This is a genomic window from Hymenobacter persicinus, assembly GCF_004167665.1.
In the GTDB taxonomy this organism is placed as follows: Bacteria; Bacteroidota; Bacteroidia; order Cytophagales; family Hymenobacteraceae; genus Hymenobacter; species Hymenobacter persicinus.
Map to the genome: position 1 here is coordinate 12,885 of NZ_SEWE01000034.1, position 25,963 is coordinate 38,847.

Sequence of the window (25,963 nt, forward strand, 5' to 3'; positions counted from 1 at the left end):
TGGCGCCCCGCTCCTACCCTTTTCCCTACCCCGCTACTCGTACAAGTCCCGCACGTCGGCCGCGGCCAGCTCGACCAGAAACTGGCTGATGTTGCGCGTCACGGCCGCCAAAAAGGCCGCGCCCTTCTCGGCCGTGGCCGCGGCCGGGTCACCCACCCCGGTGTCGGCTGATACTTGGCTCCACTCGCGCTGGGCCCAGGCCCAGCCCTGGCGCAGGGCCTGGATGCGAAACTGCTTGGCGGCCCCGCTCCCGGCCTCGGCCAACGGGCTTACCAGGTCGGGAGCAATATGCAGCATGACGCTGGTTTCAAGCTCGTCGGCATGGTCGCCGGGGGCCGAAAAGAATGCGGTGCGGTCGGCGGCCCGAAACCAGTTGAGCGTGCTCAAGAACACCGTCGGAAACTCGGCCTGGAGCTCCCGCAGAATCTGGCGGAAGTCGTTGCCCCCGTGCCCGTTCAGCACCACCAGCTTCGGAATGCCCTGCCGGGCCAGCACCTGCACCACGTCGCGCAGAATCAGCAGCTGGGTGCTCGGGTTCAGGTTGATGTCGAGCGTGATGTCGAGCTGGCCGGTGTTGACCCCGAACGGAATGCCGGGCAGCACCACCACCTTGGCACCCTGCTCCCAGGCCAGCCGGGCCGCCTCGGCCGCCACGTAGTCACTCTGGAAGTTGTCGGTGGCGTAGGGCAGGTGGTAGTTGTGGGCCTCGGTGGCGCCCCAGGGCAGCACCACTACTTCGTAATTCGCCTCCCGGACGGTTTTCCAGGTGGTTTCGGCCAGAATGTAAGGACGCGGTGACATAGCGGCAGGGGTTGGTGGGCAGGCCCCGCCTTGGGGGCCAAGGTTTCTCCCTACGCAAGCTGGCCCGGCAAGGTCGGGACTACTGGGTGGGGTTAGCGCCCACTCAGCTCGTAGCGCCCCAGCAGCCCAGTATTGGCCGCCCGCTGGTACCAGTCGTTGTAGACCAGCTCCACGGCCGGCACCTCGAACGCGCCGATAAAGTACCGCTCGTACTCCCGCAGCTTGGCCAGCAGCGCGGCCGGGTTGCGCAGGGGGCGGCGGAAGCGGATAATGGTGGAATGGGCCGTTTCGAGGCGGTAGCGCTGGTCAATGGACTGGCGCAAGGGCGCGGCCAGGATGGCCGCGCGCAGGGTATCGCGCAGGGCGGCCAGGCCCTCGTCCTCAGGAAAGCCCTGCACCAGGATGCCGCCCGCCGAGGCCGTCAGCCCCGCCAGCCGGATGCGGAACGGCCGGCTCTCCCGCGCTACTTCCCGCACAATCCGCTGGTAGTCGGCGGGGTTTATTTCTTCCAGGGTAAAGCCCGGCACGCAGGAAATAACCGACAGCACGGTCAGGTGCAGGTCGGACGCCGGGTAGTAGTACTGCTCCGGCTCTAGTTGGCGAAATTCGGCCAGCAGCTGCCCGACCACGGCCGTCACGGCCGCCGGGGGCCGGGCCAGCACGGTCAGGCCCCGGCGGGAATCCCGGGCGTCGTCGAGCAGCGGGTCCAGCTCGGCCTGCCCGCGGAGCAGCTGGCGGGCGGCGGCCGCACGCATGGCGGCGTAGTGCTGCGGCAGGTTCATGGCACATGGGGCTTACGGGGCCAAGAACGGCAAAGCCCGCAAAAACTCCCGGCCTGCGCTTGCCATTCCCCCTATTCTTCTCATCTTCAACCACTACCCGTACCTAGCCTATTGCTATAGTCCCCGCCCGGTCCCTGCGGCCGGCCGGTTTTCAATCCTTTTTCACTTTATTCTTTTCTCGTTATGGCTAAAGCCACCAATGCCCTCACCCAGGGCCTGTCCGGTAAAGTGTCGGGCCTCGTATTTCGCCGCAATGCCAACGGCACCGTCAGCGTGGGCGACGCGCCCCGCCCCTCTTCCAAGGTCCCGAGCCCGGCCGTGCTGGCCCAGCGGCAGCGCTTTCAGCAGGCCGCCTTCTACGGGCGCGCCGTGCAGCAGGACCCGGCCGCCATGGCCGCCTATGCCACCGGCATCGACGTCAACACCAGCAGCGCCTACGTGGTGGCCGTGGCCGACTACCTCAGCGCGCCCAACATCCGCAACGTGGACTTCAGCGCCTACCGCGGCCAAAAGGGCGACGTTATCACCGTTCAGGCCACCGACGATTTTGCCGTAACCGAAGTGCGGGTCCTTATTCAGAATCCCGACGGCACCCTGGTCGAGGAAGGCCCCGCCCTGCCCGACGCCGACGGCTTCACGTTCCGTTTCGTGGCCAAGGCCGTCAATGCCAGCCTCGACGGGGACCGGATCATCGTGACGGCCGCCGACCGGCCCGGCAACCAGACCACCGAGCAGCACACCTTCGGGGACCGGTAGACATCCCGGCATCGTCCTACTTTCGACAAAGCCGATCCGGGAGCGAGTTGGGACCTTGTAGCCACCTTCCCGCCACCTTCCCCCAGCCCGGACCCGCTAAAGTGCAAGTTCCTTAAAAATCAGAAGCCCCCGCAGCACTGCTGCGGGGGCTTCCTTATATGCGTGGCAGCCGGGCCTAGAAGGCGGCATTCAGCACCCCGGCCAGGCGGATGCCGGCCTGCACGAGCCGGTCTTCCACCGAGGGCAGGTGGGCGGGCACGTACTTGTAGTCGAAGTCGGGGTTGAGGGCCGTTTCGGCGTAGAGCTGCTGGCTGATGGTATAGGACTCAAACAGCCAGGTCGGCACGGCGTCCTTCTGCCACTGCTTCACCTGGGCCGAGCTGGCGTGGTCGAGCAGGGCGGCCAGCTCGGAGTAGGTCATGCCCTCGTACTCAATCAGGCCACTGTCCCAGAGGCTGTGCAGGTTGGTGTCCTTGCCCTGATACTTCACCGTAATGGCGTTGCCGCCCTTGTCCTCGGCCCGGCTGACGTGCATGGGCTGGTGCACGTCGCCGATGATGTGAATGACGAACTTCAGCGCCACCTGCCGCTGCTCCCGGGTCTTGGTGAGGTCCTTGAGGTCTTTGAGGTTTTGCTGCAGGGCCTGGTAAGCATTGGGCTCGGTCATGGCGTTGATGGCCGTGTTGTACTGCTCAAACGACATGCCCGAGGGCGTGTTGATGAAGTGCCAGGGCGCGGTAAACGAGTATTCGGGCGAGTAGCGGGCCTCGTCGGCCCAGGTGGTGGCCAGGGGCAGGCGCTGGGTGCCCAGCAGCAGGGCCACCTGCTTGCGGGCGTTGTCGGAGAGGTGGTTTTCGGCAATCTTGCCCACCACGCGGTGGCCTTGCACGCCCCAGGCCCGCAGGCTAAACGGCAGGGCCAGCAGCACCAGCAGGAACGCGCACTTTTTCACTAGAAGCATAAGAATGAAGAAAGGAAGGGAGTTAAAGAGCCGGCGAAACCACAAAAGTAGCACAAAACCCAGTCATGGGTTTTGTCCGGGCGCTAAATACCCCGTTTCCCGGCCGGGGTTGCACGCGGCCCTCCCCGCCTCTGCTCCAGCTTACTTCACGGCGTAGGTCACCGACGCGTAGTAGAGCCCGCCCACGCTCGGCCCGCCCAGAAACGTGACGTAGTACTGATTGAGCACGTTGGTGGCCCCGAGCTTAAAGCGCAGGTCGGGCCGGGGCAACGCGTAGCTGAGCTGGGCGTCGAGGGAGTGGTAGGCGGGCACCTCCCCGCTCACCAGGAAGGTCTGGGAGTAGTAGCGCTGCTGCCAGTGGTAGCGGAGCCCGAAGCCCAGGCCGCGGTACAGGTTTTCGTTGTCCAGGCTCACGTTGTACAGCCAGCGCGGGGTGTTGAAGCCGTCCTCCAGTCCGTCGCCCGACTCGGTGCGGGCCAGGCGGGCGTAGGTGGCGTTGGCCCCGGCCCGAAAGCCCCGGGGCAGCTCGTAGCGCAGCCCCAACGAGCCGCCGTAGTTGTACACCTTGCTCTGGGCGTTGGTCCAGAGGCGGTAGCGGTTCTGGGTGGACCGGCTGTTGAGGTAGATGGCGGCCGAGTCGGGGTTCAGCGTTTTGGGCACGTAGGCCTCCACCTGGGCAATAAAGTCGCGGTAGGCGTTGTAGTAGAAGTCCACGTCGACCAGCAGGCGGCCCCCGGGCAGCAGGGCGGCCTTGTAGCCCAGCTCCAGGGAGCGGATGTGTTCGGGCCGCAGGTAGGTGTAGGGGGTGCGGCGCAGCAGGCCCTGGCTTTGCGTTATGGCCCGCTCCTTTTTCTGGGCCGGCGTGGCGCCCGACTTATCGGCGTTGACGGCCGCCGTCACGGCCGCGTTGAAGGCGTCGATGCTGGAGCGCAGGTAGCTGTTCTCAAACACCCCGCTCGACATCACCCGCAGCCCGCCAATGCGCTTGACCTGTCCGCTGTTGACGTTGGAAAAGCCCTCAAACAAGCTCGGAAACCGGTAGCCGCTCTGGTAGCTGAGGCGGAAGTTGTGCTCGCGCCAGGGCGAGTACACGGCCGTGAAGCGCGGGTTGAAACGGATGGTGAAGTAGTCGTTCTTGTCGGCCCGGAGCGTGGCGGTGAGCCGCACCTTGTCGTCGAACAGGTGCAGGCCGGCCTGCCCGAAGCCGCCGGTTTTGGAGTAGGTCAGGTTGTCGCGCAGCGGGTCCTTGCCCGGGCCCGGGTTGATAAAGTAGTTGCCGTCGGGCACAATGAGGTAGGTACGGTGGTCGGCCCCGACCCGAACATCCACCGCCGCCGGCAGCCAGGTCTGCCCCGCCCGGCGCAGGGCGGCCCCAAGGTCCAGCTGGGCTTCGGCGTGGAGCAAATCAGCTTGCACCCGCAGGGCCGCGCCCTGGTCCCAGTTGTTGAGGTCCTGCAGCTCGCTCAGCCGCTGGCGGAAAGCGGCCGTGCCGGGCTGCAGGCGGCCGGCGTCGGCGGCGGCCCGGGCCGCGGCGTGGGCCTGGGCAACCGACTGCCCGTTGCCGGTAGCCGCGTTCCAGGCCGCCGTGTACTCCCGGTTCCACACGTCGTCGGGCTTGAAGCTGCGGTCCAGGTTTTCCGCCGCGGAGCGCAGGTTGTAGCTTTTGCCGGTGTTTTCGGTGGTGATATAGGCCCGGGCCTGCACCACGGGGCCCAGCAGCTGCAGGGCGTGCTGCTGGAGGCGGTAGTCCTGGAGGCGGAAGCGGTTGGAGCGCTGGTACACGTTGTCGAGCACGGCTAGCCGGTAAGTGTAGCTCAGCTCAGTGGCCGCCGAAAGCTTGTAGTGCAGGGCCGCGTCGGCCTTGATGGTTTGCAGGTGGTAGTCCACCACGTCCCGCTCGTCGTAACCGGTGCGGGCCACCGAGTAGCTTTTGCCGCCCAGCGTGAGCGTGCTGCGGTCCGACGACTCGTTGCCGTAGCTGTTGACCGGGTCGCGGGCGGGGTTGTCGGCGCCCAGCAGGCCGGTGGTGGCGTTGCCGTTGGGGTTGAGCTCAGTCTGGTCATTAGCTACCCAATCGTAGCCCCGCAGGTAGGTGCCGTTCACCTTGAAGGCCAGCTTCGAGGCCAGCACCTTGGCGTAGCGCAGGCTGGTTTCAGTAAAGGGCCGCGCCCCGGTGCCGGGGTCCTGCACGTGGTTGACGCCCGCTTTTTGCTGCACGCTCAGCCCTTCCGAAGCAAAAGGGTTCAGGGTGCTGAAGTTGGCCAGCCCATTAATGGCGTTGAGCCCGTAGAGCGCCGCCGCCGTCCCCGGCACAATCTCCACGCTCCGGATATCCAGGTCACTGGGACCGAGCACGTTGCCGATGGGCCCGCCCAGGTGGGGTGCCTGGTTGTCGATGCCGTCGACGAGCTGGGCGAAGCGCACGTTGGTAGTATTGGTGAAGCCGCGGGCGTTTATCACCTTAAAGCTCAGGCTGGGCGTAATCACCTGCACGCCCTTCACGTTGTCGATGGCGTCGAAAAACGAAGGCGCCGGGGTTAGGCGCAGGTCCCGGGCCGTGAGCTTCTCCACCGTCACGGGCGACTGCAAAATGCTTTCCGGCACCCGGGATGCCGCCACTACCACTTCGCCCAGTACCACGCGCCGGTGCGTGGTGTCGGCGGGGGCCGGGCGCGGCACCTGCTGGGCCCAGGCGGCAGCGCTGATCAGCAGCAGGACGGAAACTAACAGCGGGGCGCTACGGCGCGGGCGTAAACGGTGCGTCATGCAGTCGGAAGCTTCTATTCTCGTTATATTTCCACAAACATAACGAAGTTGCCGCCCCGAGGTTTTCGTCTACTCGGCCAGCCGCTGGGTTTCGGCGGCTAGAAACGCCTCAAACCGGGCCTGCATGGCTTCGAATTCCCGGACCAGCTGCTGGCCTTCGGCCGTCACCACGGCCCCGCCCCCGCGGCTGCCGCCGGTTTGGGTGCTCACCAGGGGCTGCCGGGCCTGCTGGTTGAGCGAGTTCACCAAGTCCCAGGCCCGCTTATACGACATGTCCATGGCCTTGGCAGCTTTGGAAATCGAGCCCAGGGCGTGGACATGCTGGAGCAGCTCGAGCCGCCCGATGCCCATAAATCGGTCGGTGGGGCCTTCAATCCAGAGGCGGCCGTTGAGGCGAAATGACAGGTCGGGGCGCAGCAGGTCTTTCATGCCGCAAGCTTAGGAAAATAAGTCGGCCCTACCCCACTACGAAGCTGCGCATGCTCATGCCCCCGAAGCTCACTTCCTCAAAGGCGTGGCGGATGGCGTCGGTGGGCTCGGCCAGGGCCAGACTGTAGAGCATCGGGATGTAGTGGTCGGGCGTGGGCACCGCGAGCGGGCCGCTGGCCCCGGCCGCCTGGTAGTGCGCCAGGGCAGCCAAGTCGCGCTGGTCAATTTTGGTTTTGGCCCAGCTGTCGAACTCCACGGCCCAGTCGTAGGGCGTGGGGTCGTCGTGCATGAAGCGGGGCATGCTCTGGCGCAGGTTGTGCACAATGTTGCCGCTGCCGACGATGAGCACCCCGCGGCGGCGCAGAAACTGCAGCTGCCGGGCCAGCTCGGCGTGGTAGGTAATGGGTTTGTAGTAGTCGATGCTGAGCTGCAGGACGGGAATGTCGGCCTCGGGAAACAGGTGGTGGAGCACGGTCCAGGTGCCGTGGTCGAGGCCCCACTCGTCGGAGGGGTGCGCATCGGGCACGGCATCCATCACCTCCTGGGCCACGTCGGGCGCGCCGGGGGCCGGATACTGCATGTCGAACAGCTCCTGGGGAAAGCCGCCGAAGTCGTGGATGGTTTCGGGCCGCTCGTTGATGGTCACGAACGAGCCCCGGGTGAGCCAGTGCGCCGACACCACCAGGATGGCCCGCGGGGGCTGGCGGTTGCGGATGTCGAGGCCCAGGGTGTTGAGCGTGCGGGTGAAGGGGTTATCGGCCAGAGCGTTCATCGGGGAGCCGTGCCCGATGAAGAGCACGGGCATCTTGTCGGTTTTCTGGAACGTGCTGGCGGCAGCGTGGAGGTCTTGCAGGGTGCTCATAGCAAAAGATAAGAAGGCCAGCGGTTTGAACGCCGCCGTCGGCTAATAACCGTGAACCGCCCCAGTAGTTCCGGTGGCCTCTCCCCGTCGGTGCGCCCCTAGCACTGGCCAGTCGGCAAGCCGGATTTGGGTACTTTGCCGATCCGCTCCCCTTCCCACCCGTTTTCTCATGCGACGCATTTTACCCACCATCGTGGGGGCGCAGTTTGGCTGCACCTCGCTCTGGTTTGCCGGCAATGCCGTAGCCCCCGCCCTGGCGGCCCGGTTTCACCTTGGCCCCGATTTCGTAGCCTCCCTAACCAGCGCTGTGCAGCTGGGCTTTATCAGCGGCACGCTGGCCTTTGCCCTGCTTACCGTGGCCGACCGGTTTTCCCCTTCCCGGGTGTTTTTCGTCAGCGCCCTGCTGGCCGCGTTCAGCAACCTGGGCGTGAGTTGGCCCGGCTTGGAAAGTACCGGGCTGCTGGCCTGCCGGTTCCTGACCGGTTTTTTCCTGGCCGGCATTTACCCGGTAGGCATGAAAATAGCGGCCGACTACTACCAGGCCGGGCTGGGTAAGTCGTTGGGGTGGCTGGTGGGGGCGCTGGTGCTGGGCACGGCCTTTCCGCACCTGCTGCGCGGACTGGCGGCCCACCTGCCCTGGCAAATCGTGACGCTGACTACTTCCGCGCTGGCCGTGCTGGGCGGCTTGGGCATGGTGCTGCTGGTACCCGACGGGCCGTACCGCCGCCCGGCCCAGCAGCTGGATTTCACCTCCTGCCTGACCGGATTTCGCCAGCCGGAGTTTCGGGCCGCCGCTTTCGGCTACTTCGGCCACATGTGGGAGCTCTATACTTTCTGGGCCTTCGTGCCAGTACTGCTGACCGGCTACCACGCCCGGCACCCGGCGGCAGAACTGAACGTGGCCTTGCTTTCCTTCGGCATCATCGGCGGGGGCAGCTTGGCCTGCGTGGGCAGCGGACTGCTTTCGCAGGTGCTGCCGGCCCGCACGGTGGCCGCGGGCGCCTTGGCCTTATCGGGGCTGTGCTGCCTGGCCTCGCCGCTGGTGTTGGGGGCCGGCTCGGCCCCGCTGCTGCTGGGGTTTCTGTTTTTCTGGGGCGTGGTGGTGGTGGCCGACTCTCCGCTGTTTTCCACGCTGGTGGCCCGCTCCGCGCCGGAAACCGTGCGGGGTACTTCGCTTACCATCGTCACCTGCCTCGGCTTCGCCCTGACCATCGTCAGCCTGCAGGCCGTGGCCTGGCTGGCGCCCCGGCTGGGTACCCACCTGCTGCTTTTGCCCCTGGCGGTAGGCCCGGCCCTGGGGCTGTGGGCACTGGCGCAAAGCCCCCGACCTGCTCCTACGCTACCCGACCAAACCCGCCACGTAAGCTAACGGGACTGGTTTAGGCAGAAATCAAAAAGCCCCGGAACCAGCTGGTTCCGGGGCTTTTTTGGTGCGCTCTACCAAGATCTACAGCAGCTTGTCGAGCATGATGGGCAGCTCCCGCACGCGGCGGCCGGTGGCGTGGTAAACGGCGTTGGTGATGGCAGCGGCCACGCCCAGCAGGCCCACTTCCCCGATGCCCTTCACCCCCAGCGGGTTCACGATGTCGTCTTCCTCCTCCACAAACAGCACGTCGATGTCGTGGATATCGGCGTTGACCGGAATGTGGTACTCGGCGTAGTTGTGGTTCATGTAGCGGCCGAACTGGTGGTCCATCACGGTTTCCTCCATCAGGGCCATGCTGATGCCCCAGACCACCGAGCCCAATACCTGGGAGCGGGCCGTGTTGGGGTTGATGATGCGGCCGGCGGCCACGGCATTCACGACCCGCGTTACGTGAATCGTGCCCAGATCTTCGTCTACCTGCACTTCCACGAACACCGCGTTGTGGGCGTGCAGGGAGTAGCCCTGCTGCTTGAGCAGGTTTGGGGCGGCCGTGGCGTCGGCTTCCATCTTGGTTTCGCCGCTGGCCTGCACAATGTCGCGGATAACGACGGCCTGGCCGGGGTCGAGGCGCAGGCGCAGCTGTCCATTGACGAACTCTACATCCTCAAACTTGGCGTCTTCGAGCGGGGAACCCTTCATTTTCTGAGCCTGTTTGAGCAGCTTTTCGCCCAGGGCTTCGCAGGCATTCTTCACGGCCGTGCCAATTGAGGCAGCCGTCCAGGAGCCGCCCTGCACGGGCGCGGCCGGAAACTCGGTGTCGCCGAGTTGGAAGTCGACGGCTTCCACGGGCAGGCCCAGATATTCGGCCGCCACCTGGGTCATAATGGTATAGGTGCCGGTACCAATGTCGTTGGTGGCACTCTGCACCGTCAGCATCCCGTCAGCCGACAGGGACACTTTGGCGCCGGCCTTCTGCTGACTGGCATCCCAGACCCCGCCGGCCATGCCGTAGCCCACGAGCATGTTGCCCTGGCGCATGGAGCGCGGAGCGGGGTTGCGCTTCTCCCAGCCAAACTTGGCGGCGCCTTCGTGGTAGCATTCCCGCAGCTTCTTGCTCGAAAACGGCTTATCCAGGTTCTGGTCCCGGTCGGCGTAGTTGCGGATGCGGAAGTCCAGCGGGTCAAGGCCGGCGGCATAGGCCATTTCGTCCATGGCTACTTCCAGGGCAAACGAGCCGGTAGCGGCGCCGGGGGCCCGCATGTCCTGGGGCGTGTACACGTCGAGCTTGGCCAGCTGATAGCCCAGCTTCACGTTGGCGCACTGATAAAGCATGCCCGACCAGTTGACCACGTTTTCGGTGTAGTCCTCAAACTGGGAGGTTTCGTGCAGGGCGTGGTGCTGCACGGCGGCCAGCGTGCCGTCGGCGTTGGTGCCCAGCTTCACGGTCTGGAGCGTGTGGGGCCGGTGGCCGAAGCTGAACATCTGCTGGCGGGTCATGGTCACCCGCACCGACTGCTTGAGCTCCAGAGCCGCCAGCACGGCCATAAACAGCTGGTGCTGGGGACGCAGCCCCGAGCCGAAGCCGCCGCCGGTGTACTTGGAAATCACCCGGGCCTCTTCCTTGCTCAGCCCGAAGACCTTGCGGATGTACTGCTGGCTGTTGAGGGCGCCCTGGGTTTTGTCGTACACGTTCAGCTTGCCCTCCCCCAGGTACTCGACGGTAGTGCCGAACATTTCCATCGGGTTGTGGTGCTGGGTGCCGTGCACGTACTCCTGGTCGATGCTATGCACGGCGTTTTTCAGCTCCCGGTCGGGGTTGCCGCGAGGCGGCGGCGGGGGCGTGAAGCCCGTTTTGCCCCGGCCCGGCTCAAAGCCCTTGGTGCGCTTGGTTTCGATGTCGGTTTCGTGGGGCGCGGCCTCGTACTCAATTTTCAGAATGGACGCCGCATAGCGGGCCAGCTCAATCGTGTCGGCCACGACCAGGGCCACCGGTTGGAGGCTGAATTTGATTTCGGCGTCGTGCAGGGGCCGGAACGGGGAGCCGCCGGGGGCCACGTCGTCTTTATAGCTCCGGTCGAGGATGGCCAGCATGGGCACGTTCTCGTGCGAAAACACCCGGTGCACGCCCGGCAGGGCCAGCACTTCGGCCGCGTCGATGCGGGTTATCTTGCCCTTGGCAATGGGGCTGTTCACGATGTAGCCGTAGGCCAGACCGGGCACGTTGAATTCGGCGGCGTATTTGGCAGTACCCGCCACCTTGGCCGGGCCATCCACCCGATTCAGGGCTTTGCCGATATAGTTAGTTTGGCTCATCTGGCTCAGGGATTGGAATTCTGGAAGGCTTCGGTGACAGGCTGCCCTTCGGTGGCCTGCTTCAGGGCGCGCACAATGGCCCGCTTCGCCAACTCGATTTTAAAGGTGTTATGGCTGTAGCCCCGGGCATTTTCCACCACCTTGGCCGCCACCCGGCGGAAAGTATCCTCAGTAGCGGGCTGGCCCCGGAGCATATTTTCGGCCTCCTGGTCGCGCCAGGGCTTATGGGCCACGCCGCCCAGGGCGAGCCGGCCTTCCCTGATGGTGTTGCCGTCCAGCTGCAGAGCCGCCGCCACACTCACCAGCGCAAAGGCGTAGGAAGTCCGGTCCCGCAGCTTCAGGTAGCTGAAGTTGCGGCTAAAATCCTCGGCCGGCAGGTCAATGGCTGTCACGATTTCGTCGGGCTGCAGGGTGTTGTCGAACTGGGGCGTGTCGCCGGGCAGGCGGTGGAAGTCCTCGAACTTAACGACCCGCTCCCCGTTTTGGCCCGTCACGCGCACCGTGGCAGCCAGGGCGGCCAGCGCCACGCACATGTCGGAAGGATGCGTGGCAATGCAGCTCTCACTGGTGCCCAGAATCCCGAGGATGCGGTTGTAGCCCCCGATGGCCGAGCAACCCGAGCCCGGCTCCCGCTTGTTGCAGGGCGTGGCCAGGTCGTAGAAATAGTAGCAGCGGGTGCGCTGAAACAGGTTACCACCGTTGGTAGCCATGTTGCGCAGCTGGGGCGAGGCTCCGGCCAGGATAGCCTGGCTCAGCAGCGGGTAGCGCTTTTCCACCTCGGGGTGCCAGGCCGTGTCGGCGTTGGTAGCCAGGGCGCCCAGGCGCAGACCGCCCTCGGGCGAGGCCTCAATCTGGGTGAGGGGCAGGTGATTGATATCGATCAGCCGGGTGGGCCGCTCGATATTCTCCTTCATCAGGTCGAGCAGGTTGGTGCCGCCGGCAATGAATTTAACCTGGTCCGAAGCTGATTTTTCGCGCACGGCCGCCTCAACGGCCTCGGCGCGGGTATAAGTGAAGCTGTTCATCGGCTAGGCTTTTTGATTGTCGAGCACTTCCTGCACCGCCGACAGGATATTGGAGTAAGCCCCGCAGCGGCAGAGGTTGCCGCTCATCAGCTCCCGGATTTCGGCGGCCGTCTTGGCCTTGCCCTCGTTGAGCAGGCCCTGGGCCGAGCAGATCTGGCCCGGCGTGCAGTAGCCGCACTGGAAGGCGTCGTGGTCGACGAAGGCCTGCTGCAAGGGGCTCAGGTTGTCTTCGGTGCCCAGGCCCTCGATAGTAGTAATGTCGGCGCCCTCCTTCATCACGGCCAGCGTGAGGCAGGAGTTGATGCGCTTGCCATCGACGAGCACGGTACAGGCTCCGCACTGGCCATGGTCGCAGCCCTTCTTGGTGCCGGTCAAATCCAGATACTCGCGCAGAGCGTCGAGCAGCGTGGTCCAGGGCGCCAACTGCAACTGCTTTTCCACGCCGTTGATGCGCAGCTTAACCGCCCGGGTCGGCGGCAGGGACGCGTTGGCAGCGGCCCCGGAAGAGGTAGTGAAGGTTTCGGGCATGGGAAAAGGTGAATGGTTGGGAAGTACAGCCGCCGGGCGCCGGGCAACGCCGGCCCCGACCGGAGCGCGGTAAGGAGCAATGCCGCCAGCAACAGCCGGCTTCTATATAGTCTGAGAAGTGTGGATAGAGCCTGCAAAGGCACTTTTCAGCGTACGCAACCCGCCGACAAGGGTTGAGTTGAATCGGCGCCAGGAAGCCGGGCGCGGGCCTTTTTTGCGGGCCACCGCGGCGGACGCTACTCTTAGGGCGGATTCGTGGCCGGGGCGGCCGGCCTAAAAAAATTCAGATTCTTTTAGCCGCCTATTTTGATTAAGTCTAAACAAGCCCTTCCTTTGTCTTATATTTAATCAGTCTAAATAAGACCCGATGCCCCGCACTGCTTCCCGCCTGACTTTTCTGCTCGCTTTTCTCCTCTTTCCCGGTCTGATCTGGGCCCAAACCGGCACCGGTCTTATCACCGGCAAGCTGGTCGGCAGCAAGGGACAGCCGCTGGAGAATATGTCGGTGAGCTTGAAGAAAACGGGCATGGGCGTCAACACGGCCGAGGATGGCACCTACGAGCTGCGGGCCGCGGCCGGTAACCAGCTTCTGCACATCAGCGGCCTGGGCTACATCACCCAAGAGCTGACGGTGGACGTGGTGGCCGGCAAAACCACGTCGGTGCCCGTCACGACTCTGGTGGTAAATCCCCACCAGCTGGCCGAGGTAACCATTTCGGAGGGCCGCAACATCAACCAGCGCCCGACCAGCATCAGCAAGCTGCCCGTGGCCTCCCTAGATTTGCCCCAGAGCGCCGTGACCGTGGAGCGGCAGGTGCTGGAGCAGCAGCAGGTGCTGCGCCTGAGCGACGCGCTGGTGAACGTGAGCGGTTTGTACGTGACCAGCACCACCGGCGGCACCCAGGAAGAGCTGGGCAGCCGGGGCTTCGCCTACGGCTCCAACAACACCTTTAAGAACGGCGTCCGCTTCAACAACGGCGTGATGCCCGAAGCCAGCTCCCTGGAGCGCATGGAAGTACTCAAGGGCAGCACGGCCATCCTCTACGGCAACGTGGCCGCGGGCGGAGTGCTGAATCTGGTCACCAAAAAGCCTCAGCTCCAGCGCGGCGGCTCGGTGGGTCTGCGCGTGGGCAGCTTCGGCTTCTGGAAGCCGATGGTGGACGTGTACGGGGCCGTGGGCAAGAGCGAGAAAGTGGCCTTCCGCCTCAACGGCACCTACGAGCAGAGCAACAGCTTCCGCGACCAGGTGCAGGCCCAGCGCCTGTATGTGAACCCCTCCCTGCTGTTTGAACTGACGCCCAAAACCTCCCTGCTGCTGGAAGGCGACTTCCTGCGCGACAACCGCACCCCGGACTTCGGCATCGGCAGCATCAACTACGAAATTCCGGCTTCCCGCACCCGCTTTCTGAACGTGGACGGCGCCAAAAACGAAACCAACCAGACCAGCACCACCGCCACCCTCACCAGCCAGCTTACCGACGCCTGGCAGGTGCGGGGCGTGGCCGGCTTCCAGCACTACGACAACCTGCTGCTCTCGGCGACCCGCCCCGTGGCCAGCGGCGCCGCCGCCACCTACGGCGACCTGACCCGCGGCCTGCAGCGCACCGAAATCGATGAGAACTACTTCCTGGCCCAGCTCGATCTGACCGGCAAGCTGCGCACCGGCCGCCTCGAGCACACCGTCCTGCTGGGCGCCGACGCCGACCAGTACGAGACTAACACACTGGCTTTCACCAACCCGGCCAGCGCCGCCGACCCCAAGAAAGCCGTGACGGCCTACGACATTATCAACATTCTGGACCGCAACAAAACCATCAAGCAGCCCGGCGAGCGGCTGACCGGCTTCCAGGATTTGGTGCGCAACACCAACACCCAGGCCAACACCCGCCGGGCCGGCTTCTACGCCCAGGATCTGCTGAGCTTGTCGGAGAAAGTGAAGGTGCTGGCCGGCCTGCGCTGGAGCTACCAGGAAACGCCCAGCGACGTGTACTACTACAACACGGTAGCCAACAACAACGCCAACGTGCCCAACACCACCACCAAGCTGGCCGGGCAGCTGGTCAACAACCGCCGCTACGACAACGCCTTCTCGCCCCGTCTGGGCGTGGTGTATCAGCCGCTGAAAACCATGGCCGTGTTTGCCTCCTACGCCAACTCCTTCCAGCCCAACACCGGCATCGACGCGGCCGGCAAGGCTCTGGCGCCTTCCACCTTCGACCAGTACGAGGTGGGCGTCAAAAACGACCTGTTCAAGGGTCTGCTCTCGGCCAACGTGACGGCCTACCGCATTGTGAACAGCAACCTGGCCCAGACCTACCTCGGCCAGCTGACCGACGCCGACGGCAAGGTGACCAACAACCTGAACACCAATATCAAGGAACTGGCCGGCGAAGTAACCAGCAAGGGCGTGGAAGTGGACGTGCAGAGTAAGCCCATGATGGGCTGGACCATCATCACCGGCTACAGCTACAACAACACGGCCTACACCAAGAGCAACATCTACGAAAACGGCAGCCGCCTGCGCTACAACCCGGCCCATACCGCCAACCTGAGTTTGTACTACAACTTCAGCAGCGCCTTCGGGGAGCACACCTTCCTGCGCGGCCTGAGCGCCGGCATCACCTCCTACTACGTAGGCGACAAAATGGCCGGCCGCAACACCCGCAAGTACGACCCCGCCACCGGCCAGCCCTTCGCCACCGCCGACGCCTTCAAGCTGATCAGCATTCCCAACTACACCCTGTTCGACGCCTCGCTGGGCTACGCCTACGAGCGGTTTTCGGTACGCGTGAAGCTGGCCAACATCCTCAACGAACTCAGCTACAACCTGCACGACGACAACAGCGTGAACCCCATTGCCCCGCGCACGTTCTCGGCCACGGCCAGCTACCGCCTGTAGGGGTGAAGTTGTGAATTTATGAAATGGTGAGTGGAGGCCGAGGGTCTGCGTAGTCCAGCTGCAACTGGCCTGCCGGGCTTTCGGCCGCCTGCTCTTCCCCCCTTTGCTGCCTTAGTGCCAATTCCATGAAAGTTTTCTTCCGCAACATTCACCTCTACCTCAGCCTGGCCTCGGGGCTGATCATTGCCCTGGTTTGCCTGACGGGTGGCCTGCTGGTCTTCGAAAAGGAAATCGAGCAGGCCTGGCACCCCCAGCGCTACTTCGTGACGCCCACCGGCGGCCCGCGCCTGCCCCTGGCCCAGCTCGTGGGTGCCGTACAGGCCACGGATTCCAAGGCCAAGGTTGCCGGGCTGAAAGTGTACGCCGACCCGGCCCGCACCGTGGAGCTGAGCCTAGCCGGCGGGGGTCCCGAGGGCGGCCGCAAGCCCGCCGGCAGTGAGGCCGGCGCAGCCCGTGGTGAAAAAGGCGGTAAGCAAGGCGGCAAGAAGGACGGGGCTAAAGGCGGCGGCGAAGGCGGCCGGGGCCCGGTGGTGTACCTGAATCCCTACACCGGCGCCGTCATCGACAAGGTCAGCTACCGCGACACGTTTTTCTTTACCGTGATGGCCCTGCACCGGGGCATGGTCGGGGGCGCCGTGGGCAAGCTGGTGGTGGGCGTGAGCACCCTGTTTTTCCTCTTTATCATCGGCACGGGCCTCGTGCTCTGGTGGCCGGCTACGCGCAAGGCCGTGCGCCAGCGCCTGACCGTGAAGTGGGACGCCAGCTTCAAGCGCCTCAACCACGACCTGCACATCGTGCTGGGCTTCTACAGCGCCCTGTTTCTGTTCGTGTTTGCCTTTACCGGCCTGGCCTGGTCGTTTGAGTGGTTCAACAACGGCATCTTCGCCCTCACCCACTCCGACCCCAAGGGTCCCGAAGCGCCCAAGTCAGCAGTAGCGCCCGGGCGCACCATCAGCTTCGACGCGGCCTATGCCGCCGCCCGCCAGGCCGTGCCGGCCGCCGCCTCCTACGCCATTCAGCTGCCCAAGGACTCGGCCGAAAGCATCCGCGTAAACACCCTGGCCCTGAACCCGGCCACCGAGTCAGCCACCGACGAGCTGTACCTGGATCAGTACACGGGCCGGCCCCTGGGCAAGCTCAACTTCGCGGACCGCAACCTGGGCCAGCGCGTGCGGCGCACGTTCAAGCCCGTGCACACGGGCGCCATCTTCGGCACGCCGTCCAAGGTGCTGGCCATGGTGGTCTGCCTGCTGGGCGTCACGGTCCCGGTTACGGGCACCATCATGTGGCTCAACCGCCTGAAAAAGGCCAAGAAAAAGCAGGCCAAGCAGCCGGTTCTAGCCGCCTAAGCTCACCCCTACTTCCCTAGGCCGTAGCCCACCCCGACCAGCAGCGTGGCGCTGGGCAGCCATTCGTAATACTGCGTTTTGCCGCCCAGCCGGGCGCCCAGCGTGCCGTCGGCTACCACGGCCCAGCGCGGCGTGGCTTGGTAGCGCAGGCTTAGGCCGCCCCCCAGAAATGTATCCAGGCGCTTTTCCACCCGATTCTGGGTTGAGGTGTTCGTGGTGCCGCTGTAGAAGTAGGTTTCCTGGTCGTTGATGTCGGAGTACCGGAGTGTGAGGCCGCCGAGCAGGCCAACGTGAAATTTTGGGGCGGCCGGATTCAGCGTCACCTCCAGCAGCAGGGGCACGAGCGTGCTGTGAATCACCTTGTGCTTCACAAACCGCTGCCCGGGCCCACTCTCGTCGCGGTCTACCTGGCGGCGCTGGTAGGCGACACTGCTCCGCGCGGCCAGGCGGGGGCTCCAGGCGTAGCGGGCGTGCAGCGTCGGCGCCCAGCTGATGTCATCCACGGCAGTGTTGGTCCCGACGTAGTAACCCGACATCGACGTCAGGCCCAGGCCAACGCGCCAGGCGGGCTCGGTTGGGGTTGGAACGGACTGCGCCCGGGCGCTGCCGGCCGCGGCGAGGCCGGCCAGCACTAGTACTGATGCTTTCATTATAGACTGCTATAGATAATGAGACTAATGATTCGACTCAGGCCCGCAAGCTAGGATTTTTCGCCAAGTAGTTTCGCCGGTCCCCGCCCGCACTGGCCGGCAGGGCCATTTTTGCCGGGCCTCGCCCCCGTTATTCAGGACGAAGCAGCTAATTCGCTTCTGCAAACGATTCCGCCCCGCAACTTTCCCCCCGGTCGCGCCGGGTCAGCGTTGCACCCCGGATTAGGAGCCTATATTTGGGCAAAAACCGACGCGTCCTATGCAAGTCTCCAAAATGGCCGGCAGCCTGATTGGCTCCGAGATTATCAAAATCGGCAACGAGGTCAACGAGATGATCAAGAAGGGCGAGGAAATCTGTAACCTCACCATCGGCGACTTCGCCCCCGCCATCTTCCCGATTCCGGCCGAGCTGGAGGCCGGCATTGCCACCGCCTACAAAGCCCACCAGACGAACTACCCGCCCGCCAACGGCGTGGCCGAGCTGCGCCAGGCCGTGGCCCGCTTCACCGAGGAGCGCCTGGGCCTGGCGTACTCGCCCAACGACATTCTGGTGGCCGGCGGCTCCCGCCCGCTCATCTACGCCACCTACCTGGCCCTGATTGACCCTGGCGACAAAGTGGTATTTCCGGTGCCCTCGTGGAACAACAACCACTACTGCCACCTCTCCGGCGCCGAGGCCGTGCTGGTGGAAACCCGGGCCGAAAACAACTTCATGCCCACCGCCGCCGAGGTGGCGCCCCACCTGAAGGGCGCCACCCTGCTGGCCTTGTGCTCCCCGCTGAACCCGACCGGTACCGTGTTTTCGCGGGAAGACCTCGAGCAGATCTGCGACTTGGTTATTGCCGAAAATAAGAGCCGCCGCCCCGACGAAAAGCCGCTCTACATCATGTACGACCAGATTTACTGGATGCTGACCTTCGGCGAAACCCGGCATTACGACCCGGTGAACCTGCGCCCCGAGCTGCGCGACTATGTGGTGTACATCGACGGCATCAGCAAGTGCTTTGCCGCCACCGGCGTGCGGGTGGGCTACGCCTTCGGCCCCAGCGAGGTCATCGACAAGATGAAGTCCATTCTGGGCCACGTGGGCGCTTGGGCCCCGAAGGCCGAGCAGGTGGCCACGGCCAGCTTTCTGCCCCAAACGGCCGCCGTCGACGACTTTCTCGACGACTTCAAGATCAAGGTGCAGGAAAGCCTGAATGCGCTGTACAACGGCCTGCAGGACCTCAAAAAGGCCGGCTACCCCGTCGACGCCATCGTGCCCATGGGCGCCATCTACCTTACGGCCCAGCTCAGCGTGCTCGGCAAAACCACCCCGGCCGGGCAGGTGCTGCACACCAACAAGGACATCACGTTTTACCTGCTTTCCGCCGCCAAGCTGGCCTTGGTGCCCTTCGGCGCTTTCGGCACCGCCGACACCTCCACTTGGTTCCGCATGTCGGTGGGCGGAGCCTCGCTCGAGTCGATTCAGGCCGCGCTGCCCCGTTTGCAGAAAGCCCTGGACGCTCTGCGCTAGACCGGCTTCAGAACAAAGCAGCTTCTACCTCAATGCTCCCCGGCGGGCCGCCGCTGGGGAGTTTTCAGGCTGACGGGCTCCCCGAAGTTGGGCGTATCGTCGGAGTTCCAGCGGAAGCGCTGCATCCGCGGGGACCGGAGCTCCTTGCAGCCCTGACTGCCGCCGGCGTTGGCGTGGTAAATCAGCCAGTCCTGGCGCCCGTCCGGCGACTTGAAGAAGCCGTTGTGCCCCGGGCCGTACACGCCGTTGGTGGGGCTTTGGCGAAACACCGGCTGCGCCGACTTGGCCCAGTCCGACGGGTTCAGCGGGTTGCCGCCCGGCCGCAACGCCAGCAGCCCCAAGGCGTAGTCGTCCGTCCAGCACCCACTGGCCGAGTAGGTCAGGAACACGTGCCCGCGCGGACTCACCAGGGCTTCGGGGCCCTCGTTTACGTCCGGGTCACCGTTGGTTTCCCACTGCAGCTCGGGCTGGGAAAGCCGCACCCGCGGCCCCGTAAGCGTCACCGGGTCCGCCATGCGGGCAATGTAGAGGCACTGCCGGTTCTGCACAGCATCGGGGTGGCCGCTCCACACGAAATAGTCGGTGCCCCGGTAGCGCAGCAGGGTGCCGTCGATGGCCCAGAAGTCGGCCTGGGGGCTGAACAAACGGCCCCGGTCGAGCCAGCGGCCCTGGGTGGGGTCGGCGGACGCATTTTCGAGCACGAAGGTGCGCTGGGTGCTCAAATCGGCTTTATTTGAGCCAGCCGTGTAGTAGATATACCACTTGCCGCGGCGGAAGTGCAGCTCAGGCGCCCAGATATTGACGCTGTTCGGCCCCACCGCGGGCGGCGTCCAGACAACCACCGGCGCCGCGGCCCCCGCATTGCTCAGCGCCCGGGTTTTGCGAATGGTGATGTTGTCGTTGGTGGTGACGAGCAGGTAGTAGAAGCCGTCTTTCCGGGTCACCCACGGGTCGGGGCCAGCGGGCAGAATGGGATTGGTAAACGTGGCCGCCGCCTGGGTTTCCCGGGGCACGGAGCTGCGGCTGCACGCCCCGGAACACACCAGCAGCACCAGCGTCAGCAGCCGGAACGAAACACGCAGAGCAGGCAGGGCTGAATTTCGGGAAGCAGGCATAAGCGGGGCTTGTACGGTAGCCGTCATAAAAAAACCTCCCGTAGTGCGGCGGGAGGCTTTTTTGAAACAGGTGGCTAAGCTTAAAATGGCGGGTCGTCGTTGCCGAAGTTGCTTTTCGGGAAGGGCGAGGGGCCGGGGCCGCCGTCGTTGATTTTGCTGCCCAGCCGGATGGTGCCGGGTGTGAAGCCGGTTTGCTCGTCGAAGGTGCTGGCCGGGAAGGCGCCGGTGTTGTACTCGGCGTCCATGCCGAAGCCCCCGCCGTCGAGGTCGGCGAACTTGGTGAACTTGCCGATAAACTTAAGCTGCACGGTTTCCAAAGAGCCGTTCCGGTGCTTGGCAATGATAACCTCGCCGGTGCCCTGGGTCGGGTTACCCATTTCGTCCTCGGTAATCTTGTAGTACTCAGGACGGTAGAGAAACACCACCATGTCGGCGTCCTGCTCGATGGAACCCGATTCCCGCAGGTCACTGAGCTGGGGCTTCTTGTCGCCGCCGCGGGTTTCCACCGAGCGCGAGAGCTGGGACAGCGCCAGCACGGGCACGTTCAGCTCTTTGGCAATACCCTTCAGGGCCCGCGAAATCGAGGCAATTTCCTGTTCGCGGTTGCCCCCGCCCTTGCCATCCGTGTTGCCCGTCATCAGCTGCAGATAGTCGATGATGATCATCTGGATGTCGTGGTGGGCCTTGAGGCGGCGGCACTTGGTGCGCAGCTCCCGGATGCTCAGGCCCGGCGTGTCGTCGATGTAAATCGGGGCCGACGACAGCGCGGAAATCTTGTGATTGAGCTGGGCCCACTCGTAGTCGGCCAGGTTGCCTTTCTTGATTTTCTCGGAGTCCAGCTCGGCCTCGGCCGAAATCAGACGATTCACGAGCTGGAGCGAGGACATTTCCAGCGAGAAGATGGCCACCGGCTTCTTGAATTCCACCGCCGCGTTGCGCATGGCCGACACCACGAAGGCGGTTTTACCCATACCGGGTCGGGCGGCAATAATCACCAAGTCAGAGGGTTGCCAACCCGAGGTGACGCGGTCCAAGGCGGTGAAGCCCGAGGGCACGCCGGTCAGGCCGTCCTTCTGGTTTTTCTTTTCCTCGAGCTCCTTGATGGCCTTGCCCATCAGGCTGCGCATGTCGTCGAAGTTCTTGCGGATGTTGGATTCCGAGACTTCAAACAGGTCCTGCTCGGTCTTGTCGAGCAGGTTAAATACGTCGGTGGTATCCTCGAAGGCGTCGCGCTGGATGGTGCTGGCAATGTTGATCAGCTCCCGCTTGATGGCGTTTTCGGTGATGATGCGGGCGTGGTACTCAATGTTGGCCGCCGAGTTGACCTTGAACGTGAGGTTGGCCACGTAGTGGGCCCCGCCGGCCGTTTCCAGCTCGCCCATCTCCCGCAGCTCGTGCGTGACGGTCAGGATGTCAATCGGCTCCGACTTGTCGAACAGGTTCAGAATGGCCTTGAAGATGCGGGTGTGGCCTTCCTTGTAAAAGCTCTGGGGCTTGAGAATGTCGATGACGGTGGTCAGCGCATCCTTTTCCAGCATCAGCGCGCCCAGCACGGCCGCCTCCAGCTCCAGGGCCTGCGGGGGCAGCTTGCCGGCGGCACCCGCCGGGCCCGGCTGGGCGGGGCGGCTGTTCCAGGCGGCTTTGGCCCGCGAGGCCGAAAGTTTCAGGCGGTCATCCATTCGGTCATTCATCGTGTACTTGAGCAAATCTAACCCAAAAGGGGCACAAAGCTAACGGCTCAACCGCAGAATATGGGGCAAGAAAAAACTCTTTCTTTTCGGTACCTTGTCCGGAGAGGTCCGGTCCGGCGGCCAATGCGGGGGTTTGCTACCTTTGCGCCCCCTGTTAAGCTTATCCGCCCCGCTTTAGTTTTCCTGAATGGCCGCTACGCCCGCTTCCCTGAACCGCCTGCACCTGATTGCCACCGGCGGCAGCATCATGCACAACCTGGCTTTGGCCCTGCACCGCCGCGGCGCCCAGGTCACGGGCTCCGACGACGAAATCTTTGAGCCCGCCAAAGGCCGCCTGGCCGCCGCGGGCCTGCTGCCGGCCCAGGAAGGCTGGTTTCCCGAGAAAATCACCACCGACTTGGACGCCGTGATTGTGGGCATGCACGCCCGCGCCGACAACCCCGAGCTGCTGCGGGCCCAGCAATTAGGGCTGCGCATCTACTCGTTTCCGGAGTTTATTTATGAGGCGTCCCGCGACAAGCAGCGGGTGGTCATTGGCGGCTCCCACGGCAAAACCAGCATCACGTCCCTGATTCTGCACGTGCTGCGCTACCACCAGCGCAAGTTCGACTACGCCGTGGGTGCCCAGCTCGAGGGCTTCGATTTGATGGTTCAGCTCACCGAGGATGCGCCCATCATCATCATCGAAGGCGACGAGTACCTGTCGTCGCCGATTGACCGGCGGCCCAAGTTTCACCTTTACCAGCACCACATCGGCCTGATTTCGGGCATCAGCTGGGACCATATCAACGTGTTTCCCACGGAGGAAGACTACCGGGAGCAGTTCCGCATCTTCGCCGAAATGACGCCCAAGGCCGGGGTCTTGATTTACGACCAGAACGACGAGCAGGTCCAGCTCGTGACCGTACCGACCAACCCCGACGTGACCTACATCGGCTACGGCCCCCACGAGCACGTCGTCCGGGACGGCAAAACCCTGCTTATCACCAAGAAGGACGAAGAAGTGCCGATTCAGGTGTTCGGCGACCATAACCTGCGCAACATCTCGGCCGCCAAGGAAGTCTGCAAGCAGCTCGGCATCAAGGGCAAGGACTTCTACGAGGCCCTGGCCACGTTCAAGGGCGCGGCCCGCCGCCTGGAAAAAGTGGGCGAGGGCGCCGACTCGGTGGTGTACAAGGACTTTGCCCACGCCCCGAGCAAGCTCAAGGCCACGGCCACGGCGTTTAAGAAGCAGTACCCCAAGCGCCGCTTGGTGGCCTGCCTGGAGCTGCACACGTTTAGCTCCCTGAACCCCGCGTTTCTGCCCCAGTACGCCCACACCTTCGACGCGCCCGACGTGGCCGTGGTCTACTTCAACCCCCACGTGCTGGAGCACAAGCGCCTGCCCCCGCTGCCTCCCGAGGCCGTCCAAACGGCCTTCCAGCGCCCCGACCTCAAAGTGTTTACCGACAGCAAGGCCCTGGCCGCCTTCCTGCACGAGCAGAACTGGCAGGATACGAACCTGCTGATGATGACCTCGGGCACCTTCGACGGGCTCGACCTGAACCAGCTGGCCGCCGAAGTAACCAAGTAAGCTGATGAAGCCTCACCTGCTGTTATTGCACGGCGCCCTGGGCTCGGCCCAGGAGCTTAAGCCCCTGGCCCGGGAGCTCAGCCAGTTCTACCAGGTTCACCCGCTCACGCTGAGCGGGCACGGGGGCCGGGAGCTGGTGGCCGGGGAGTTTACGATGCTGCATTTTGCCCGGGAAGTGCAGCAATACATCAGCCAGCACCAACTTTCTGACGTGCACGTGTTCGGCTTCAGCATGGGCGGCTACGTGGCCCTGACCAGTGCCTTGCTGGCTCCGGGCACTATCAAGTCCATCACGACGCTGGGAACCAAGTTCAACTGGAACGCCGAAACCGTGGGGCCGGAAACCCGGCTGCTCAACCCGGCCTCGATTCAGGAGAAGGTGCCGCAGTTCGCCGAACACCTGGCCCGGGTCCACGCTCCCACGCCCTGGGGCGCGGTGGTAGACGCCACGGCGGGCCTACTCCGGCAGCTGGCCGCCAACCCGCCCCTGACGGCCGAAAGCCTGGCTACCATCCGTATTCCGGTGCAGGTGCTGGTAGGTGAGCTGGACAAAACCGCCGACGTGGATGCTTCCCGGCAGTTTGCCACCTACCTGCCCCACGCCACCTTCGAAATCATTATGAACACGCCCCACCCGTTGGAGCGCGTGAACCCGGATTTCCTCGCCGGCCGTATCGTGGCCCTTATTGCCGCCACGCAAGCCTAGCCAGGGCCGCCGTACTCCTTCTAAAAAAGCCCGCTGCTGCCTGCTGCGGGCTTTTTTTGTAGGCTGACGACCAGCAGCCAATTCCACCCGCACTCAGAACAATGTTTTTTCGCGGCCGCCATTTCCAGGAAATCATGCAAACCGCTATTTTTGCGTAAGTACTTACACAAATACTTTCACTTATGGACTTTCTGCAACAGTTGGGTCCCGTGGCTTTGGGTAGCCGCCTGCGCCGGCTCAGTGAGCAACTCACGGCCGAGGCTGCCGGCATCTATGCCGACTACGGTCTGAATTTCCAGCCCCGCTGGTACCCGGTTTTTTATCTGGTGGCCCAGCAGCCCGGCATTGCCAGCAACGAAGTGGCCGAGCAGATTGGACACACCCACGCCTCGGTCAGTCAGATTGTCAAGGAGCTGCTGCGCCACGAGCTGCTCACCATGACCCCGGACCCGCAGGACCAGCGCCGTCGTCGTTTGCAGCTCACCGCGCGCGGACACGAAGTGCTGCCCCACCTGCGTGCCCAAACGGCGGACGTGCGCCGGAGCATGGACGAGCTGCTGGCCGAAACCGAGCCCAGCCTGTGGTCGGCCTTGCACGCCTTTGAGCAGCAGCTCCGCCGTCAGCCCCTGCGCCAGCGGGTGGCCGCCGCACGCCAGCGCCGGGCAGCCGCTCCGGTGGTGTTGCGCGACTACCGAGCCGGGGACCAGCCTGCCTTCCGCCAGCTCAACGTGGATTGGATTGCGCGCTACTTCACCCTCGAGCCCGCCGACCTGAAAGCCCTCGACCATCCTCAGGAGTATATTCTGGCCCCGGGCGGCGCTATTCTGCTGGCCGAAATTGCCGGGGAAGTGGTGGGAACCTGCGCCCTGCTCCGCATGCCCGAAACCGGCAGCTACGAGCTGGCCAAGATGGCCGTGTCGCCAGCCGTGCAGGGCCGGCAGATTGGCTTTCTGCTCGGGCAGGCCGCCCTGCAGCGGGTGCGGGAGCTGGGCGGCCGCCGGGTGTACCTGGAAAGCAACTCCGTGCTGACGCCGGCTTTAAGCCTGTACCGCAAGCTTGGCTTCCAGCCCTTGGCTCAGCCCCTGCCCTCACCCTACGCCCGGGCCGACGTGCAGATGGAACTGCTGCTCCCCTGATGCGGCTGCTCATCAGTCCATTTGGCACGAAACAGGCCCGCTACACATGCAGCGGGCCTGTTTTATTCGTTGTCCTCGGGCTTGGGCAGCGCCGGGGGCTTAGGGCGGCGCTTATCCGACACTACCAGCAGCGCCAGGGCGGTCAGGCTGAGGCGCAGGAGCCATTTGCGGTTCATTTGCGGAAGATGCCGTTGGTGTTTTCCACGACCAGGTCGCAGCGGCTGCCCCCGCTATTGTCTTCGCAGGTGGTGCCCACAATCCGGTTTTTCTCGAAGGAGAAGTAACAGAAGTTGCAGCCCACGCTGGTCACGATGTAGCGCTCCGCGTTGGAGTTCAGATACAGGCTCTTATCCGTCGAAGTTTCCAGCGGAATGGCCATCGAGCGGAACATTCCGTCGCGCAGCCCCAGGCCCACCAGGTAGTAAACGGGTTTGTCCTTGGCATTTTCCTGCACCTTGCGGATCATGGTCTTGTCGACCACGGTGCCGTCGTGAAACTCCCGGATAAAGGCCGAGGCCAGCTGGGCCCGCGGAATCAGGTACTCCACTTTGCCCTCGGCAATGCGGGCCACCTGCTTGCTGGTGGCTTCGAGCTGCCGCCGCCGGGCTTCGTCGGGAGCATCGGTGGGCGAGCTGACTTCCGGGAAACCACCCTTGGGCTTGGTGGTTTCGCAGGCGCTCAGCCCGGCGGCGGCCGTCAGGGCCGTAAGCAGTAAAAAACGACTGGTTATCTTCATCAG

The 25,963-nt window shown here is 64.3% G+C and carries 21 protein-coding genes; 8 read left to right on the forward strand and 13 right to left on the reverse strand.

What is annotated here, in order from left to right; genetic code table 11:
• Window positions 1–33: 33 nt before the first annotated feature.
• Together EWM57_RS15015 and EWM57_RS15020 are read right to left on the reverse strand one after the other, a co-directional pair.
• Window positions 34–801, reverse strand: coding sequence for a creatininase family protein (locus EWM57_RS15015; RefSeq protein ID WP_129921978.1), 768 nt, complete (start codon window positions 799–801; stop codon window positions 34–36).
• A 92-nt stretch (window positions 802–893) separates the two neighbouring features.
• Entirely contained in the window at window positions 894–1,583 is a 690-nt protein-coding gene (locus EWM57_RS15020; RefSeq protein ID WP_129921979.1) for a 2'-5' RNA ligase family protein, read from the reverse strand.
• 183 nt (window positions 1,584–1,766) lie between these two features.
• On the opposite strand from EWM57_RS15020, the gene EWM57_RS15025 reads away from it, so the two are divergent.
• The gene (locus tag EWM57_RS15025; RefSeq protein WP_129921980.1) at window positions 1,767–2,339 is read left to right on the forward strand and encodes a hypothetical protein; all 573 of its coding nucleotides are present in this window, start codon (window positions 1,767–1,769) and stop codon (window positions 2,337–2,339) included.
• 175 nt (window positions 2,340–2,514) lie between these two features.
• Here the strand turns inward: EWM57_RS15025 and EWM57_RS15030 are convergent, their stop codons facing one another.
• The 4 genes from EWM57_RS15030 to ygiD all read right to left on the reverse strand — a co-directional run bounded on the left by EWM57_RS15030 (window position 2,515) and on the right by ygiD (window position 7,357).
• Window positions 2,515–3,300 carry a S1/P1 nuclease gene (locus EWM57_RS15030; protein WP_129921981.1) on the reverse strand — a complete coding sequence of 262 codons (786 nt, stop codon included), beginning with the start codon at window positions 3,298–3,300 and terminating at the stop codon, window positions 2,515–2,517.
• Window positions 3,301–3,441: 141 nt separating this feature from the next.
• Complete coding sequence (locus EWM57_RS15035) at window positions 3,442–6,066, reverse strand: TonB-dependent receptor (RefSeq protein WP_207218325.1); 2,625 nt, start codon at window positions 6,064–6,066, stop codon at window positions 3,442–3,444.
• Window positions 6,067–6,135: 69 nt separating this feature from the next.
• The gene (locus EWM57_RS15040) at window positions 6,136–6,495 is read right to left on the reverse strand and encodes a winged helix-turn-helix domain-containing protein (protein ID WP_242510087.1); all 360 of its coding nucleotides are present in this window, start codon (window positions 6,493–6,495) and stop codon (window positions 6,136–6,138) included.
• A gap of 28 nt (window positions 6,496–6,523) precedes the next feature.
• Window positions 6,524–7,357: a 4,5-DOPA-extradiol-dioxygenase gene (gene ygiD, locus EWM57_RS15045; RefSeq protein ID WP_129921982.1), complete on the reverse strand. Its 834-nt coding sequence runs from the start codon at window positions 7,355–7,357 to the stop codon at window positions 6,524–6,526.
• 169 nt (window positions 7,358–7,526) lie between these two features.
• Here ygiD and EWM57_RS15050 point away from each other — a divergent pair, with 169 nt between their 5' ends.
• Entirely contained in the window at window positions 7,527–8,726 is a 1,200-nt protein-coding gene (locus tag EWM57_RS15050) for an MFS transporter (RefSeq protein ID WP_129921983.1), read from the forward strand.
• Window positions 8,727–8,804: 78 nt separating this feature from the next.
• On the opposite strand, the gene EWM57_RS15055 is transcribed toward EWM57_RS15050, so the two are convergent.
• Genes EWM57_RS15055 through EWM57_RS15065 form a run of 3 tightly spaced genes read right to left on the reverse strand, consistent with a single transcriptional unit; the run spans window position 8,805 to window position 12,589 of the window.
• Window positions 8,805–11,036, reverse strand: a complete 2,232-nt coding sequence (locus EWM57_RS15055) for a xanthine dehydrogenase family protein molybdopterin-binding subunit (protein ID WP_129921984.1) — start codon at window positions 11,034–11,036, stop codon at window positions 8,805–8,807.
• A gap of 5 nt (window positions 11,037–11,041) precedes the next feature.
• Window positions 11,042–12,061, reverse strand: coding sequence for an FAD binding domain-containing protein (locus EWM57_RS15060; RefSeq protein WP_129921985.1), 1,020 nt, complete (start codon window positions 12,059–12,061; stop codon window positions 11,042–11,044).
• A 3-nt stretch (window positions 12,062–12,064) separates the two neighbouring features.
• Complete coding sequence (locus tag EWM57_RS15065; protein WP_129921986.1) at window positions 12,065–12,589, reverse strand: (2Fe-2S)-binding protein; 525 nt, start codon at window positions 12,587–12,589, stop codon at window positions 12,065–12,067.
• A 367-nt stretch (window positions 12,590–12,956) separates the two neighbouring features.
• Here EWM57_RS15065 and EWM57_RS15070 point away from each other — a divergent pair, with 367 nt between their 5' ends.
• Both EWM57_RS15070 and EWM57_RS15075 read left to right on the forward strand, forming a co-directional pair.
• Window positions 12,957–15,488 carry a TonB-dependent receptor gene (locus EWM57_RS15070; protein ID WP_129921987.1) on the forward strand — a complete coding sequence of 844 codons (2,532 nt, stop codon included), beginning with the start codon at window positions 12,957–12,959 and terminating at the stop codon, window positions 15,486–15,488.
• Between the two features lie 125 nt (window positions 15,489–15,613).
• Window positions 15,614–16,837 carry a PepSY-associated TM helix domain-containing protein gene (locus tag EWM57_RS15075; protein WP_129921988.1) on the forward strand — a complete coding sequence of 408 codons (1,224 nt, stop codon included), beginning with the start codon at window positions 15,614–15,616 and terminating at the stop codon, window positions 16,835–16,837.
• 8 nt (window positions 16,838–16,845) lie between these two features.
• Here EWM57_RS15075 and EWM57_RS15080 read toward each other — a convergent pair whose 3' ends face one another.
• Window positions 16,846–17,487: an outer membrane beta-barrel protein gene (locus EWM57_RS15080; RefSeq protein ID WP_129921989.1), complete on the reverse strand. Its 642-nt coding sequence runs from the start codon at window positions 17,485–17,487 to the stop codon at window positions 16,846–16,848.
• A 259-nt stretch (window positions 17,488–17,746) separates the two neighbouring features.
• On the opposite strand from EWM57_RS15080, the gene EWM57_RS15085 reads away from it, so the two are divergent.
• Window positions 17,747–19,003: a pyridoxal phosphate-dependent aminotransferase gene (locus EWM57_RS15085; RefSeq protein WP_129921990.1), complete on the forward strand. Its 1,257-nt coding sequence runs from the start codon at window positions 17,747–17,749 to the stop codon at window positions 19,001–19,003.
• Between the two features lie 29 nt (window positions 19,004–19,032).
• Here the strand turns inward: EWM57_RS15085 and EWM57_RS15090 are convergent, their stop codons facing one another.
• The gene (locus EWM57_RS15090) at window positions 19,033–20,118 is read right to left on the reverse strand and encodes a glycoside hydrolase family 43 protein (RefSeq protein WP_207218326.1); all 1,086 of its coding nucleotides are present in this window, start codon (window positions 20,116–20,118) and stop codon (window positions 19,033–19,035) included.
• Between the two features lie 80 nt (window positions 20,119–20,198).
• Window positions 20,199–21,809, reverse strand: coding sequence for a replicative DNA helicase (gene dnaB / locus EWM57_RS15095; protein WP_207218327.1), 1,611 nt, complete (start codon window positions 21,807–21,809; stop codon window positions 20,199–20,201).
• A gap of 187 nt (window positions 21,810–21,996) precedes the next feature.
• Here dnaB and EWM57_RS15100 point away from each other — a divergent pair, with 187 nt between their 5' ends.
• The 3 genes from EWM57_RS15100 (at window position 21,997) to EWM57_RS15110 (ending at window position 25,224) form a co-directional block, all read left to right on the forward strand.
• Entirely contained in the window at window positions 21,997–23,382 is a 1,386-nt protein-coding gene (locus EWM57_RS15100) for a UDP-N-acetylmuramate--L-alanine ligase (protein ID WP_129921991.1), read from the forward strand.
• A gap of 4 nt (window positions 23,383–23,386) precedes the next feature.
• Entirely contained in the window at window positions 23,387–24,088 is a 702-nt protein-coding gene (locus EWM57_RS15105) for an alpha/beta fold hydrolase (protein WP_129921992.1), read from the forward strand.
• A gap of 182 nt (window positions 24,089–24,270) precedes the next feature.
• Complete coding sequence (locus EWM57_RS15110) at window positions 24,271–25,224, forward strand: bifunctional helix-turn-helix transcriptional regulator/GNAT family N-acetyltransferase (RefSeq protein ID WP_129921993.1); 954 nt, start codon at window positions 24,271–24,273, stop codon at window positions 25,222–25,224.
• Window positions 25,225–25,396: 172 nt separating this feature from the next.
• Here EWM57_RS15110 and EWM57_RS15115 read toward each other — a convergent pair whose 3' ends face one another.
• On the reverse strand, window positions 25,397–25,960 hold the full coding sequence (locus EWM57_RS15115) for a hypothetical protein (RefSeq protein WP_129921994.1): 564 nt from the start codon (window positions 25,958–25,960) through the stop codon (window positions 25,397–25,399).
• Window positions 25,961–25,963: the final 3 nt, after the last annotated feature.

Coding starts and splice junctions, on each gene's coding strand:
- EWM57_RS15080 (WP_129921989.1), bottom strand. CDS start 17,487: ATGAAAGCATCAGTACTAGTGCTGGCCGGCCTCGCCGCGGCCGGCAGC.
- EWM57_RS15025 (WP_129921980.1), top strand. CDS start 1,767: ATGGCTAAAGCCACCAATGCCCTCACCCAGGGCCTGTCCGGTAAAGTG.
- EWM57_RS15065 (WP_129921986.1), bottom strand. CDS start 12,589: ATGCCCGAAACCTTCACTACCTCTTCCGGGGCCGCTGCCAACGCGTCC.
- EWM57_RS15105 (WP_129921992.1), top strand. CDS start 23,387: ATGAAGCCTCACCTGCTGTTATTGCACGGCGCCCTGGGCTCGGCCCAG.
- EWM57_RS15040 (WP_242510087.1), bottom strand. CDS start 6,495: ATGAAAGACCTGCTGCGCCCCGACCTGTCATTTCGCCTCAACGGCCGC.
- EWM57_RS15020 (WP_129921979.1), bottom strand. CDS start 1,583: ATGAACCTGCCGCAGCACTACGCCGCCATGCGTGCGGCCGCCGCCCGC.
- dnaB (WP_207218327.1), bottom strand. CDS start 21,809: ATGAATGACCGAATGGATGACCGCCTGAAACTTTCGGCCTCGCGGGCC.
- EWM57_RS15035 (WP_207218325.1), bottom strand. CDS start 6,066: ATGACGCACCGTTTACGCCCGCGCCGTAGCGCCCCGCTGTTAGTTTCC.
- EWM57_RS15075 (WP_129921988.1), top strand. CDS start 15,614: ATGAAAGTTTTCTTCCGCAACATTCACCTCTACCTCAGCCTGGCCTCG.
- EWM57_RS15085 (WP_129921990.1), top strand. CDS start 17,747: ATGCAAGTCTCCAAAATGGCCGGCAGCCTGATTGGCTCCGAGATTATC.
- EWM57_RS15050 (WP_129921983.1), top strand. CDS start 7,527: ATGCGACGCATTTTACCCACCATCGTGGGGGCGCAGTTTGGCTGCACC.
- ygiD (WP_129921982.1), bottom strand. CDS start 7,357: ATGAGCACCCTGCAAGACCTCCACGCTGCCGCCAGCACGTTCCAGAAA.
- EWM57_RS15055 (WP_129921984.1), bottom strand. CDS start 11,036: ATGAGCCAAACTAACTATATCGGCAAAGCCCTGAATCGGGTGGATGGC.
- EWM57_RS15070 (WP_129921987.1), top strand. CDS start 12,957: ATGCCCCGCACTGCTTCCCGCCTGACTTTTCTGCTCGCTTTTCTCCTC.
- EWM57_RS15090 (WP_207218326.1), bottom strand. CDS start 20,118: ATGCCTGCTTCCCGAAATTCAGCCCTGCCTGCTCTGCGTGTTTCGTTC.
- EWM57_RS15100 (WP_129921991.1), top strand. CDS start 21,997: ATGGCCGCTACGCCCGCTTCCCTGAACCGCCTGCACCTGATTGCCACC.
- EWM57_RS15015 (WP_129921978.1), bottom strand. CDS start 801: ATGTCACCGCGTCCTTACATTCTGGCCGAAACCACCTGGAAAACCGTC.
- EWM57_RS15030 (WP_129921981.1), bottom strand. CDS start 3,300: ATGCTTCTAGTGAAAAAGTGCGCGTTCCTGCTGGTGCTGCTGGCCCTG.
- EWM57_RS15115 (WP_129921994.1), bottom strand. CDS start 25,960: ATGAAGATAACCAGTCGTTTTTTACTGCTTACGGCCCTGACGGCCGCC.
- EWM57_RS15060 (WP_129921985.1), bottom strand. CDS start 12,061: ATGAACAGCTTCACTTATACCCGCGCCGAGGCCGTTGAGGCGGCCGTG.
- EWM57_RS15110 (WP_129921993.1), top strand. CDS start 24,271: ATGGACTTTCTGCAACAGTTGGGTCCCGTGGCTTTGGGTAGCCGCCTG.